This is a genomic window from Ignavibacteria bacterium (genome assembly GCA_013177855.1).
GTDB lineage: Bacteria > Bacteroidota > Ignavibacteria > Ch128b > Ch128b > Ch128b.
Genome location: JABLYA010000006.1, coordinates 41734 through 56444, shown reverse-complemented (window position 1 = coordinate 56444; position 14711 = coordinate 41734). Strand labels below are relative to the sequence as shown.

At 26.7% G+C, this 14711-nt stretch carries 12 protein-coding genes; 9 read left to right on the top strand and 3 right to left on the bottom strand.

What is annotated here, in order from left to right:
- The first annotated feature begins 334 nt into the window (after positions 1–334).
- From HPY57_14010 to HPY57_13990, 5 genes are all read left to right on the top strand, one after another.
- Positions 335–799 (top strand): hypothetical protein, encoded by a 465-nt coding sequence (locus HPY57_14010; GenBank protein ID NPV12882.1) that lies wholly within the window; start codon positions 335–337, stop codon positions 797–799.
- Between the two features lie 203 nt (positions 800–1002).
- Positions 1003–2574, top strand: a complete 1572-nt coding sequence (locus HPY57_14005) for a DEAD/DEAH box helicase family protein (GenBank protein NPV12881.1) — start codon at positions 1003–1005, stop codon at positions 2572–2574.
- Positions 2575–2862: 288 nt separating this feature from the next.
- Positions 2863–3354, top strand: coding sequence for a hypothetical protein (locus tag HPY57_14000; GenBank protein NPV12880.1), 492 nt, complete (start codon positions 2863–2865; stop codon positions 3352–3354).
- Positions 3355–3359: 5 nt separating this feature from the next.
- Entirely contained in the window at positions 3360–4001 is a 642-nt protein-coding gene (locus HPY57_13995; protein ID NPV12879.1) for a hypothetical protein, read from the top strand.
- Positions 4002–4132: 131 nt separating this feature from the next.
- Positions 4133–4462 carry a hypothetical protein gene (locus HPY57_13990; GenBank protein ID NPV12878.1) on the top strand — a complete coding sequence of 110 codons (330 nt, stop codon included), beginning with the start codon at positions 4133–4135 and terminating at the stop codon, positions 4460–4462.
- 138 nt (positions 4463–4600) lie between these two features.
- On the opposite strand, the gene HPY57_13985 is transcribed toward HPY57_13990, so the two are convergent.
- Together HPY57_13985 and HPY57_13980 are read right to left on the bottom strand one after the other, a co-directional pair.
- On the bottom strand, positions 4601–4918 hold the full coding sequence (locus HPY57_13985) for a hypothetical protein (GenBank protein NPV12877.1): 318 nt from the start codon (positions 4916–4918) through the stop codon (positions 4601–4603).
- Between the two features lie 528 nt (positions 4919–5446).
- Positions 5447–5764: a hypothetical protein gene (locus tag HPY57_13980; protein ID NPV12876.1), complete on the bottom strand. Its 318-nt coding sequence runs from the start codon at positions 5762–5764 to the stop codon at positions 5447–5449.
- Between the two features lie 181 nt (positions 5765–5945).
- On the opposite strand from HPY57_13980, the gene HPY57_13975 reads away from it, so the two are divergent.
- Positions 5946–6440, top strand: coding sequence for a hypothetical protein (locus tag HPY57_13975; GenBank protein ID NPV12875.1), 495 nt, complete (start codon positions 5946–5948; stop codon positions 6438–6440).
- 36 nt (positions 6441–6476) lie between these two features.
- Here HPY57_13975 and HPY57_13970 read toward each other — a convergent pair whose 3' ends face one another.
- Positions 6477–8882 (bottom strand): hypothetical protein, encoded by a 2406-nt coding sequence (locus HPY57_13970; GenBank protein NPV12874.1) that lies wholly within the window; start codon positions 8880–8882, stop codon positions 6477–6479.
- Positions 8883–8936: 54 nt separating this feature from the next.
- Here HPY57_13970 and HPY57_13965 point away from each other — a divergent pair, with 54 nt between their 5' ends.
- From HPY57_13965 to HPY57_13955, 3 genes are read left to right on the top strand one after another with little or no spacing between them, the layout of a single operon-like run.
- Positions 8937–10601: a hypothetical protein gene (locus HPY57_13965; protein NPV12873.1), complete on the top strand. Its 1665-nt coding sequence runs from the start codon at positions 8937–8939 to the stop codon at positions 10599–10601.
- Between the two features lie 12 nt (positions 10602–10613).
- Entirely contained in the window at positions 10614–11930 is a 1317-nt protein-coding gene (locus tag HPY57_13960; GenBank protein ID NPV12872.1) for a hypothetical protein, read from the top strand.
- Between the two features lie 37 nt (positions 11931–11967).
- Positions 11968–14700: a hypothetical protein gene (locus HPY57_13955; GenBank protein ID NPV12871.1), complete on the top strand. Its 2733-nt coding sequence runs from the start codon at positions 11968–11970 to the stop codon at positions 14698–14700.
- Positions 14701–14711 lie beyond the last annotated feature (11 nt).

The following is a 14711-nucleotide window of genomic DNA, read 5'->3' as shown; positions in this document are numbered from 1 at the left end:
CATATTCATCAACCCAAAAAATCATACATTCTTCGTTTTCTATCTTTTCTAATTGACCTTTTGAAAAATAAAAACTATGATAAAAATCATTAGATTTAGATCTTTCATAAGTATGAACTTCTTCTATATCACCATCATATACATTTACTGATCCAATCCAAAACTTTTCACCAGTTTTTAATAAAATTGCATGATTTTTATTTTCTAATTTTTAATTAAATTTTTGCCAATTAAGTAATCTCATATATAGTTTGTTTATGATTTTTAAATATATATTAAATATGAAACAATTTTTATGTTTTAGAATATAAACAAAAAAACTATTTTATTTAAAATGAGTGATGAAAAAGAAAAAGTCAATTATGACGAAATCTTAGAAAAGTTAGAAAAAGATTTCATCGAAAGGCAAAAAAGATGGAATGATATTGTTGAAAAACTTTCTAATAAAATTACTTGTGAATTGAAGAAGAGTATAGAACTTTCTGCTGAAGCAACTTCACAAAGACAATTAATTCTTGATGAAAGAACAAATTGGTATTATAAGATGTATAGAGATTTACCAAAATTAAAACAATTAAGAAAAAAACATTTTGAGTGGTATTCGACTAAATATCCTATCAAAGTTAATGGTACTGAAAAAACAAAATTAATTGAAGCAGATTTGGCATACCAAGAAGCAAAAATGGAATGTATGCAAAATTACATAAATTTTTTGACAGAATCAATTAAAACAGTTGATCATGTTATTTATAGTGTTAAAACAAAGGTTGATTTATATAATGCCACAGGTTTAGATTAAAAATAAAAAATGTATGCAAATAGAAGTTAAATTTAAACATTTTATTGAATTTCAGAAGAAATATGTAAACTCTTTTGAAAAAAGAAATACTAAAGAATATGAATTGGGTTGGGCATTATATTTTACAATTTAAAAGATTGTAAAGAAAATAGTTTCTTAGGCTACAAGTTAGATACGGAAACTCAAAAATTATTTTTAGGCTTTTGAAATTTGAGATTAGTAAAGATTACAGTAAAATTGTTCTTAAAGAATCTACTAGAGAAGAATTTAACAATTTAAAAAAATGGCTTAATCCTTATGTAAAAGGATATCGTTTCATGCCTCGTTTCAAACTTACAAATTGGGACGGTAAGTTTGATTATTTTAATAATGGTATTATAGATTTTGGTTTATGGCAAGAATGTTATAATTGCTGTAAAGAATATGGCTATCCTTTTAATGTTATCAATAAAGAAATTTTTCCAAGAGACAATAATATAACCTTGGAAGATGTAACAAATTTTACAAAAGAATTTTTTAAAGATCACAAACTAAAAGGTAAACCGTTTGTACCTTATGAACATCAAATTGATGCAGTATTTAAAATGTTGAAACACAGATATGGTACAATCGAGGTTGCAACTTCTGGTGGTAAATCACTCATATTTTCTATAATGGTTTTTTACATACTTAAAAAGAAACCTGATGCAAAAATTTTATTAATAGTTCCATCTATATCACTTGTAACACAATTTTACGATGATATGATAGATTATAATTTAGGATTTAATAAAGAAAATAAAAATCCTGTTGATTTGAATATTCAAGAAATCATGTCTGATAAACCAAGAAAAGTTAGAGATGGAAAAGAACCAAACGTATATATAGGAACTTATCAATCATTAATTAACTGGGGAACAGCACAGTTAGAACCAAATTTCTTTAAACAATTTAATGTTGTTATGGTTGATGAATGTCACACTGCGAAAGCAGCAACATTAACAACTATATTAAGAAGAACATTTGGACATGCTCATTATAGATTAGGTATGTCTGGTACATATCCTATGAATGGTACATCTGAATGGATGGCTATTGAATCTGTTACAGGTCCAAAATTGATTACAGTCAAAGCCAAAGAATTAATGAATAAAGGTTTGATTTCAAATGTCAAAATTAAATGTTTGATATTGCAGTATGATGATAAATCATTTGCGGAAAGTGTTTATACTATTAAAAAGTATGGTGATGGAAAAAGAGCATATGAGTTAGAGAAAGAATATGCACAAAATTCAGATAAACGAAAGATTTTCTTATCAAAGTTAGTTGGTAAATTCAAAAACAATTCTCTTGTTCTATTTCATAATATTGATTATGGTACGGAATTATATAATTTTTTCAGGTCAAATGTACTAGATAAAGACTTTTATTATATCGATGGTCAAACTTCTTCTGAAAAAAGAGAATATATTAAGAAACAGATGGAAATAACAGATGGTAAACCAAAAGTGTTAGTGGCATCTTTTGGAACTTTATCAACTGGTGTAAGTATCAAAGCATTAAAAAATATAATATTTGCTGATTCATTTAAATCTGCAAGAATTGTATTACAATCCATTGGTCGTGCTTTAAGATTACACAAAGACAAAGAAGGTGACAAAGCAATTATTTTTGATATTGTTGATCAATTTCACAGTTCTTATAAAACGATATTGTATAAACACTATATCTCACGAAGAGATGAATTATATAAGAAACAAGAATATCCATTTGATGAATTAAAAATAGTAATATGATAGAAGATTGGTTAAATAGTTTAAGCGATAAAGAATTTGATAATTTAAAATGATGTAAAAGTAGTTTAGAAGATTCAACAAATCATTCAAAAGAAAATTTAATAAAATTTTGTTATAATTGTAGTTACTAAAAATCGTAAAAGAGGTTTATTGTTAGAACATAACACAAAAATTTTGGATAAAGCTATCGAATATACAATTGAACCTGAAAGATATAAATAACTTGAAAGAAAAGATAAAAACCATAAAATTTTGAAATGGGATTGAATATAAACTATATATAAATTTATGAAAAAATTTATTATTTATATAAAAGAGTTGTTTGAAACTAAGAATTATAAATGGATTAAAAAATCAGAATATGGTTGGATTGCTAAATTTGACATTCTTGATGATCAATATTTTATACATTTTGATTCTATTGGTTTAAATGCTTATAATATATATTTTTATTATATTGATTTAGAAAAAAATAAAGTATATAAATTATTAAGAAATATAGACAATCGTGGATATAAAGTAATATCAAATATTAAAAATAGTATAGAAGAATTTATTGATAAAAATGAAGTTGATTTTTTAGGTTATTCATCTTTTGATGATGAAAGAGATAGTTTATATATGTTAATGTTACAAAATATTTGTAGAAAAGATGATATTTATATGACTAAAGAAATAAGAGGTAAAAAATATTATTTTTTATATAAAAACGATATTAGTATTGAATCTAATTTATATATTAAGAAATTTATAGAAAATGATAACAAGATAAAGAAATGAAAAAAATGGTTACTATATCATATGATGAATATGAAAAATATTTAACAACTATCGACCAATTAAGAACGCAAATTCAAAATTATCAAACAGAAATAATAAAACTAAAACAAGAAATTGCATTCTTAAAAGATAGTGGTGAAAATATTCTTGTTATCATTAAAGATAAAGATAAACCAGATGTTCATGAATACAAAACTACAGAAAAAAATATATTAACTGATTTAGTAGCAGAGAATTATAGAGTAAGAGAAAGATATGATGAATTGTCAAGAAAAATAGATAATGTTGAAAATCAAAAACAATTGATAATTCTAAAATATAAAGAAATGGAAAGTATTTATAAAGCTCAAATTTCAAAATTGGAGGAATATATTAAATACTTAGAAGAAAGAGGATTTTTAGATAGAATTAAGAATAAGAAAAAAAATATTCAAGAAATAAATATCGTAAGTTTTGATGAACCTATCATGTTAGAATCTGGTCCTCAAAAAACTATTTATTCAGAAAATGAAATAAAACGTCTCGAAGAAGAAGCAAAGAAAGTTAAAAAACCAAGAGGTTGGCATTTTTATGAAGAGTTTGTAGATTCTGAAGGTAATGTATATCACAAAGGAAAACTACAACCACATTTAAAGGGTACAAAATAATTTTTAATTCAAACAACTTAAATTAAGTTCTCAAACATAGAAATCGTATTGTTTGATATTTGTAAATAATGAGAATGTTAAAATTTAGACAAATAATTATAAATATATATGATAAAAAATAATTTATATAATTGACTAATGGTTATATTTATTTGTTTAAATGTGTTTCTGATTATGAAACAACTTATAAAATAGGATATACACGCAATAAGGACTTTAAAAAAAGAATAAAAGGACTTCAAACAGGCAATAAAGACAAAATTACTTGCATTGATTTTTTTAAAACTAAATATGGTAGAATGGTTGAAACAACACTACATAATTTATATTCACATAAAAGAAAGGGTGGTGAGTGGTTTGAACTTGATTTACAAGATGTTGTAAATTTCAAATTATCATGTCAAAAGATAGAAGATAATTTTAAAGCGTTAGAATTATATAATATAATTTTAAATAAATAAATTAAATAAATAGAATTATTTTACATAAAGCATTTTTATACAATTGTAGATAGTAGTATTTTCATAACTTTAGATTTTTTGTTTAATTAAATATAAACAATTATTGTGTCAAACTAATTTAGAGGACTTATTTATTTTTTAATCTGTTATATTAACAACATTTAACGTATCGGTATTATCATAATATTTCAATCTCGGTGTTCCATCTGATCGTCTATATAATTCACAATCATAATCTCCATATACATGTGTTGCTAATGTAAAGTCTGTATTGCTAGGAATAGCACCTGATCTAACATAATTACACTGAAAATCATTTCCTATTATAATACGACCTCGAATATCACCAACATAATCTTCAAAAACATTTCTGTTAAAATTATTACCTATAGAATTTCTATAGATACCTCCTTTATCAGCACCATTATTATTACCTATTTTATTATTATTATTCATATAATCTCCAATATCAGTATTAATAAAATTATCACCTATATAATTATACTCAAAATAATCACCGATTGTGTTATATTGGTAATAGTTTCCGATTGTGTTAGAAATGTAATCGTTTCCGATTGTGTTAGAAATATAATAGTTTCCGATTGTGTTAGAAATATAATAGTTTCCGATTGTGTTAGAAATGTAATCGTTTCCGATTGTGTTAGAAATATAATAGTTTCCGATTGTGTTAGAAACGAAACTGTTTCCTAAAATATTTTTACTAAAAAAATGCCAATTTCATTATTATTAAAATCGTCACTGATTGTGCAATTATTACTTTTTTCTCTTATTTTGCTTGACATACAAGCTTCTCTAAAAACAATATTATTCAACATTGTTATGTATGAATTTGATATATATCTATGTCCAATTTCTATATTTGATACCATAGAATTATTAATAAAAGTATAATAATCTTCATATGAGAGAGGATTTATAATTAAATTAGTTGTAGTAGCATTCCCCATATTAAATTGAGAAATATCACTTGTCCAACTCCAATTTACAAATCTTTCTAAATCTAACCATTTTTGCCAATTCTGAAAGCGAAATTAAATCATCGTATAATATATCTAATATACCACTACCTCCATCTGCCCACACAAGAACACCACCTTCTACTTTTAGATATTTACCTTCTTCTAATTCTGGCAAATTATTTGAAGAAGGAATGAAATTACCATCTGGCGTTTTTAGCCAAAATCTTCCATCATCTTCATTTAAAAATAAAAGACTACTACCTGATGGAACATCTGGTAATAAATTTTTATTTTGACTCATCATTTGTATTGTACTTGGCATATTTATATTATATTATTTTTTTTAACTTTTATTTTCCCATATATATATATTGAAATAAAATTAATATAATTTATATATATAATGTGTATTAAAAAATCAATTTGCTTAAACTTTTATTATTTTCCAATATATATTGAAATGAAATTATAATTTTTTATAAAAAAATAAATTGTTAATAATTATGCAAATAATTGTTTTACCAGAAGACATAATTAAAAGGTGTCTATTCAACAAATATAAAAGATTTGTTTTAAAAGGCAAATCACAAGAATATATAAATAAGTGGATTCAAGAAAACAAACCAGAAGTTATTTCTGAAAATGATGCCTATGTTATAGGTTTATTAAAAGTTGTTGAAACGGATAATTTGATACATCAATTTAATCTTTATATTGAAGATTTTTTAAAAATTAAATCAACAATCAATAATGACAAAGTTATTATCAATAAGTCTTCTTTATTAAAAGAAATCATAGAATTTAAAGATATGTTTCCAGAATCATATAAACCTTCTGATTCATTTCAAAAGAGCATTGATGATTTGAAAAATTATATATCAAATATTTATAGTGAAATTGAAAAATTAGAAACATTGCAAATTCCTATGAGGGATGGTAAAACATACACATTTGTCTTATCTTCAGAAATAAATAAATTAGTTACAAGAAAACCATAAAAAGAAGCCTCTCAAGTTGAGAGGTTTCTTTTTATTTTATCTAAAATTAGGATTGAAATAATGTACTGTTATCAACTGTTTAGTAGCATTGTCTGCTAATATCAAATGCTGTTCATCCCTTAATATATCTTGTTTTAATATATTAATTATACTTGTTTCAGGTATAACATCATTTAATACTCTTATATTTGTTAATTTAATATTTGAACCTAAAAGTTTAAGTGTATCTTCCATTTCAAATTCAGTAGGATTTATAGAATAATTTGTAGATGCAACTAGTTCCATATCAGTACAAATTTGATTTTCTATATTATCAATAGGTTTATATCCTTGACTAATTAAATCGTTGTATTCTTCTGAATTATAAATAGCACTTGTTTTTACAAACGAATTTTCTTGAATTAGTGTTACACTTATATCACTATTTCTTCTGTAAATATATAAATCAATAGTTCTTAATCTTTGGTTTAGATTAATTACACCTGCATACCAAATATTGGTCATTAAATCTTTTGTTAATTTATATGTATCATTATTTAGCTTGAAGAATAATGAACCACCTTTGTAATATATTTTATATCCAATACCTGATTCTGTATAATTATTTAAAAAGTTAAATTCTGTATTAGTTTTAATTTTATAATTTTGAAACATTGTGTTATTTGGTCTTGCATCTGAATTATAACCATTATTGAAATTAAACCAGAATATAAAACTTCTATTATCTGATTTTAATAATTTTTGGTCTATTTTTGTATAATCAACGGCTGTTTTATTTTTTATTGAAACATGACTTAAATCATAATATTGTTTAGAAACAATAAAATTATCAATATAAATATTATTTTTTATAATAGTAACTTTAGGTGATATTGTATGCCTGATTTTTTCAAACGATGTTGGATAAGTTTGTTCTTTATTTGCAATTTGATCTTCTGTTTCTTGAATATCTTTACCAAATAATTCATCTATTGTAGTATTATTTGTAAGTGAATCAATTTGATTTTGTGATACTTCAACAAGATTACGAATATTGGTTTTGTGTTCATATTTTTCTAATATAAGTTTGTAATACATTGAAGCGTTCATAATATCTCTTTTCGCCTGTGCATGTTTTACATAATATAACATATTTGCTTCACAAATGTAAATAATATCATCTTCACTAGGTCTTTTGGTTATACCAAATGCTCTTTTGAATTCATCTTTCATTATGTGAACTTCAAATGTATCAAATAAATTAAGATTGAATTGATTTATTAAAACATGTTCAACAGGGAATTTATTTTCAGGTACAACTATTTTAATTTTCTTTACATCCACTACATTTTTTAATGTGTATTCATGCATGAATTTATCAACACCTCTTCCATCTGGATCTGTTAAATGATAATCAACCGCCCATCCAAGAATTGATGAAATTTGATTTCCTAACATATTTGCAAAATCTGTAATTTTCTGATATTGATAAGGATTCCAATAATTACCAGTTGCTGTTGAACTATCATTTTCAGTATTTATATCATTAGCAATATTTAAATTTGTTTGATATGAACTAATACAAGATGTATAAAAATCTCTATCTATTGTACTTGATCCAGGCATAGGGTACATACTTTGTATTCCACCTATTCCTGTTGTACTTCCTGGTATCGTTCCAGCTCCACCAGCAACACTTCCACCTAACATAGCGGTTAAACAATCTTGTTTTAAACCATATCTATTTGTTTTTAAATAATTTGCAGACACATTTTGAAAATCACCTTCTAATATAATATCATAAATCATTAATCCATTGTCACTTGTATTTGTTATAAGATATTCAACTTGTGCAAATCTAAGAGGATTTAATTTTACGGTTGATATATTTTCTTGTGTTAAAGGTTCCCATTGTGTGTATGTCTTACCACCGTCTTGTGTGAAACGATATTTTATATCATAATTTCCACTTGTAGCATATACATTAAATCCAGTTAATGAAAATATTTTATAAATATCATTAGGTTTTAAAATAACAGAATCTCCATGACTTGATAACACAGCTTCGGATTCATATTTACTCAATTTATAGTTACCCATTATGAGAATATTATCCACATATAATTTGGTTGGTGGATTGGTGTCTTTACCATTTATGGTTCTATAATAATATAATTCTAATTCAAATTCTTCACAAGGTGTTAGTGTTAAACCACTAAGTTGATTTATTGGTAATAAATCAGACCAAGTTTCACCATTTCTATACTTGAAATATTTAGTAAAATATACAATATTTGTTTCACCATCTGGTTCATCACTAAAATAATTTATAGATGATATGTAATTTATAACTCCTGTTTTAAACACATATCCGTTTCCTGTTATTTCTTGTGGACCTCCTGTGAAGCTGATTGTATATGTTTCATCGAATTTTTTGCTTAAATAATAATTAAGTTGAGGCATTATTTTTTCAAAATAGATTTTAATATATATATATTAAAAAAAGTAATTCATTAAATGAGAATCAAAACAAACAATTTCTTCGGAGGAACAAAATCAATAGAAGTAGTTAATACTTGTATTATAGCAAAAGACGGTCCCAATATGGTTTCTAAGTTCAGTTTAGCAGGTTTAAATATTAAATATGATTCTGTATTTACATCAAAACAAACTTTGAAAAGTGGCGGTGTAGATACACCGATAATGTATGGATTTTTGGGAACAAATATAACATTTTTAGCAATAGTACCAACTTATGGCGGCAACAATCCAATGTCTTGCTCAGGTGCAAGCAATTATGTAGAATATTATTTTGAAGATAATCCTCTTGTTAGAAGAACTTTTACTGATATTTTAGTGTTATCTGGTGATGCAAATCACAGAATTCCACAAGTTTTTGTTTATAATCCAACAGCATATTCTGTAACTCTTGATATAATGGTGGCTAATCTTGATGAAAATGAAATTTCTACATCATTAGTTCCTACATATTCAACGATTAAAGGATTGTCTTACAGTTCAATTAGAACAGATCAAGTTTATATGGTATCTTGTTCAACTGGTTGCACAGGTTCAACACAATTTGAAATATATGATATTAACAATAATCTTGAAATGGTTATTCCTTTTAATAAAATAGACATTATTCAAATTAATAATGAATTACTTACTGTTAAAACACATTCTCATGATGATATTCAATTATACTTCCTAAGTGCTTTTAATGCACTTCAAACATTAAGTAGAATGAATTGGGTAATGGAATCTTCCATTAATAGATATTTGAGTGCAACATATCCTGGTTTAGATACTACTCCACCAGTTATAACTTTCAAAGCACACTCAATACCACAACCAATGTCTTACATAAGTGGTGTTATAACAAAAGCAGACCTTCTATGGAGATTTATTGATAATGTTAAAGATTACGATGATGATGGTATATTAAGAGATGGACAAATAAATAATGCAGATTTAGGTGTTCTTATAGTAAAATTAAGTACAGGTGAACAATTTGAAAAGATTACAACAGATGGAACTTATGCTATAACATTTACAGCAAAAGATTTAGCAGGTAATTCAACAAGTTCAACAAAAACTATTGTAGTTGATGGAACTGCACCTACAATTGTATGGAATTCAGGCATAACAAATACTATGGATTTAACTGGTGATACACAAACACCTGGTACAATATTAAAAGATGACATTCGTAGATATTATATCAATTATGTTTGGGATGATGTTGATGGTATTATTCCTAATAGTGCCGTAACAGTTATGATAAATTCTGGAAACACAACATACACTGGAATAACACAAATTGGTTATTATGATGTTGATTTTAGTGTATTTGATACTGCAGGCAATGAAGCAAGTGCTTATACATTACTTCACGTTATCGAAAGTGTTCCACCAGTAATTTATTACAATAACGTATTTACAGGTAATACATTTAGTATGACAACTGGTGTAACAGGTTTGACGGCTAATGAAGTTAGGGATTATGCTATTAATACTGTTATTGACAACTATGATGGTGCAATCGCTGTTAGTAATGTTATTGTATCAGGTACAACATTCCCAATAATCACGACAGGTTCATATGATATAACATTTAGTGTTAGTGATTCTTCAGGCAATGAAACAACTGATACAAAACAATTAACAACCACAAATTAAGAATTTTAATTAATGGCTACATATTGCATAGGTAATTTTATAAACGATCCATCACCAAATGATAGATTGATGTTTATTTATAATTGTTCTGGCAAACTTACCGTTTCGATTGATCCCTATGCATCTACATTTTTCCAAAAATCAAGATATGTTTATGTTGTAACAGATGGAAAAATGAATTATGATAATGTACTCGATTTTACAACAGAAAGTGAAGCAGAACAAGCTGTTGCTAGATTAAATGATGTCAAGAAGATATTTATAGATAGAACAAATAATACTTTATCTGGTTGTGTTAATTTAGTTAGCAAATGCGAATTTTATAATCATACTGGAGATACAAATTTACATACAGTTCAACATATACATGATGCACTCTATTTAGCTAATAATCCTTCATCAGCAAATACATTTGCTACATTAGAAGATATTATCGAATCTAGTGGTGATACCAAACAAGTAAAAGTGTCTATAGTAGATGATCACGCTGGTTTTTTAATTGAAAAACTAAGTGGTTCTACATATGTTAATTTTGAAATATTAAATCCATCATTAAATGAAATTTTAAAAATAAATATAGAAGGTTTAACACCATTAGTAACATTTTACCAACATACTGGTAATACAAATCTACACTTATCACTTATTCAAAAAGATGCTTTAGATAATTCAAATAATCCATCTGCTTCAAACCCTTTTGCAACATTTAATGATATTACGGTTGCTGCTAGTGGTCTAACGATTCCAGTCGCTGATGCAAGATATGTCAAGCAAACAGGTGATACAATGACTGGTTCATTGGTAATTGATGCTAATTTAACAGTTACAGGTTTAACGAAAACAAATAACTTAGAATTAGAAAGTGGTATAACAGTCAATACTATTAGTAATGATACAGGTTTAACTAATTCATCATCTACATCATTAGTAACAGAAAACGCTGTAAAACAATATGTAGATAGTAGAGGTTGGTTTTCGGTTGAAGCTACAAGATATGGAATCATTTATGCACCTGTTGATTTACTAAGAGGTGGTGTAACTACTAGTGATTCTCCTTTTATTGCTCCATATAAATGTAGAGTTACTGAGATTTCAATATCAACTCAAAATTATGCAACTTGGACTGGCTTTACTGAAGTTTTTAATCCTAATAACTTAGTTACACCAGTTTGGAGTTATCCAATTTATGTTAATAATGAAATAACAAAAACAATAGAATTTGATAATTCATTTACAATACAAAAAGGATATATTATTAGAATGAGAATTGGTCAACTGATCAATTCTATTAAATATCCAACAATGACTATTTTCCTTGGAAAAAAATAAATATATACAATAATATTAAAAAAAACAATAATAAATTATGGAAATTAAATTATTTAAACAAGTAGGTGGTAATATTATTATAGAAGATTTAGGTTATCTTCTATTGACTGATGAAAATGCACCAGCAACTGGTGGTACATCAAGTGGTTTAACATTAACAGGAGTTGATGGTCAATTTTCAATAATGGAAGTCATGAGGTCAGCCGAATTACAACAATTAGTAAATGACGGTGATATTATCATAACAGATGAAAATGGAAATCATATTACTGATTTATCAACAATAGAACCATATTCAAAATTTGAAGCTGATATGACTTTTATATCAGTTAATGAAATAACTGGTTACACAACACACACAGAATTTTATAATCACACAGGTGCAACTAATCCACATGGTACAGGGTTTAATGATCTTACATCAACAGCACATACACATAATTGGTCAGAAATAAATAATACACCTACTACTATTTCTGGTTATGGTATTACCGATGCCTATACTAAAACTGAAGTAAATAATAATTTCCTATCAGCTAATACATTTGACACTACTATACCTAATATAACAGCCACAAATATAACCGCCACAACATTTTATGGTAATTTAGATTGGAATTATATAACAGGCGAGCCTGATTTTGCATTACAATCTAATTTTGGCTCACACACATCTGACACATCAATTCATTTCACAAAGGATTCTATTTATTTAGATGATTTAGCTGATATTAATACTGGTGGAACTATTGATGGTTATTTCTTAATGTATTCAGCTGGAACTTGGATTAGCAACTCTGCTGTAACTGATCTATCAAATTATTATACAAAAACAGAAGTTAATAATAATTTCTTATCAGCAAATACATTTGACTTAACAATAAATACTAACGGAATCAATAATACAGGTGGTATTACTGCAACTACATTCTATGGTAATTTAGATTGGAGTTATATTCAAAATGAACCTAATTTTGCATTATATACTGATTTGACAGCACATACTAGTTTAACTGGTGCTTCTAATCCTCACTTAACATCATTTAATGATTTGACATCAACATCACATACTCACTTATGGAGTGATTTAACAACAACCGCTCACACACATACAAAATCACAAATAACAGATTTTGTAGAAGGTGATTATGTTCATACTACAGGAAATGAAAATATTGCTGGAAATAAAACTTTTGATAATAGTGTTATTATTTCAGGTAATTTATTTGTTGCTGGTACTGCTACAACAGTTTATTCAGAAGATTTATCAATTAAAGATAATTTAATAACAATCAATAGTGGTGAAACTGGTTCTGGTGTTACTCGTGGAGAAGCAGGTATAATTGTCGATAGAGGTGCGTTAGTAGATTATGTCTTCTTCTTTGATGAACCTACTGACACTTTTAGAGTTGGTGAAAGTGGTAACACACAAGCTGTTGCAACAAGAGAAGACATTCCAATAAATAGTGGTATTGCTTATTGGAATGCAAGTCTATATAGATTTGATACTTCAAATGATTTGGTTTGGGACGGTTCAGAATTGTTTGTTAATGGTACAATAAGTGCTTCAACAATATATGCTGATATTGTAGGAAATATTGATTGGACAAATATTACAAACACACCAACTACATTAGGTGGTTACGGTATAGTAGATGCTTATACAACTGCCCAAACTTATACTAAAACAGAATCCAATAATAACTTCTTATCAGCAAATACTTTCGATTCAACTATAAATACAAATGGTATAAATAATACAGGTGGTATAACCGCTACAACTTTTTATGGTAATTTAGATTGGACTTATATACAAAATACACCTGATTTCGCTTTAGAAACAGAATTAACCGCACATACAAGTTTAACAGGAACATCAAATCCTCACCAAATAGGTTTTAATGATTTAACAACCACTGCTCATACACATTTGTGGACTGATATTACAAATACCTCACACACTCATGATGAAAGATATTACACAGAAAGCGAATCTGATGGAAGATTTTACTCAATATCAGGTGGTACTATTTATGGTAGTATTAATGCTACAGGTTACAATATAACTGCAAGCACATTATTTGGTAATTTAGATTGGACTTATATACAAAATACACCTGATTTCGCTTTAGAAACAGAATTAACCGCACACACAAGTTTAACTGGTGCTTCAAATCCTCACCAAATAGGTTTTAATGATTTAACAACTACTGCTCATACACATGATGATAGGTATTATACAGAAAGTGAATCTGATGGAAGATTTTATTCAATATCAGGTGGTACTGTTTATGGTAATGTTTCAATTGATGGTACATTAGATTTATTGAGTGGTGTTACTGTTTATGGTATCTCAAATGCTACAGGTTTGACAGAAAATTCAAATGATTATTTAGCAACACAAGCTGCAATTAAATCATATATAGCAAGTCAAACTATGATAACATATGATGCTGCTAGATCAGGTATTGTTAATGCGCCAGTAGATTTATTGAGACACGGTGTTGCTACAAGTACTACACCTTTCATAGTACCAAAAAATATGAAAATATTAGCGATGTCTATATCAACAAGCGCACCAAATACTTGGACAGGTGCTACTTTAGTAGGTGGTTCTAATGTAGCCACTGTTGCTGCTGATGGACAATCTAAAGTATATTCTTTATTTAATATAAATATTAATGCTGGTGATGAAATAAGATTAAGAGTTATTAATAATACTGGACAAGTAAATAATCCAGCAATTACAGTTTACATGACCGAAAGGTAATAAATATATAA

Bases quoted from the DNA above. Each gene is read 5' to 3' on its own strand.
- HPY57_14000 (NPV12880.1), top strand. From the start codon at position 2,863: ATGAAAAAATTTATTATTTATATAAAAGAGTTGTTTGAAACTAAGAAT.
- HPY57_13980 (NPV12876.1), bottom strand. From the start codon at position 5,764: ATGCCAAGTACAATACAAATGATGAGTCAAAATAAAAATTTATTACCA.
- HPY57_13970 (NPV12874.1), bottom strand. From the start codon at position 8,882: ATGCCTCAACTTAATTATTATTTAAGCAAAAAATTCGATGAAACATAT.
- HPY57_13965 (NPV12873.1), top strand. From the start codon at position 8,937: ATGAGAATCAAAACAAACAATTTCTTCGGAGGAACAAAATCAATAGAA.
- HPY57_14010 (NPV12882.1), top strand. From the start codon at position 335: ATGAGTGATGAAAAAGAAAAAGTCAATTATGACGAAATCTTAGAAAAG.
- HPY57_13955 (NPV12871.1), top strand. From the start codon at position 11,968: ATGGAAATTAAATTATTTAAACAAGTAGGTGGTAATATTATTATAGAA.
- HPY57_13985 (NPV12877.1), bottom strand. From the start codon at position 4,918: ATGAATAATAATAATAAAATAGGTAATAATAATGGTGCTGATAAAGGA.
- HPY57_13960 (NPV12872.1), top strand. From the start codon at position 10,614: ATGGCTACATATTGCATAGGTAATTTTATAAACGATCCATCACCAAAT.
- HPY57_13995 (NPV12879.1), top strand. From the start codon at position 3,360: ATGGTTACTATATCATATGATGAATATGAAAAATATTTAACAACTATC.
- HPY57_13975 (NPV12875.1), top strand. From the start codon at position 5,946: ATGCAAATAATTGTTTTACCAGAAGACATAATTAAAAGGTGTCTATTC.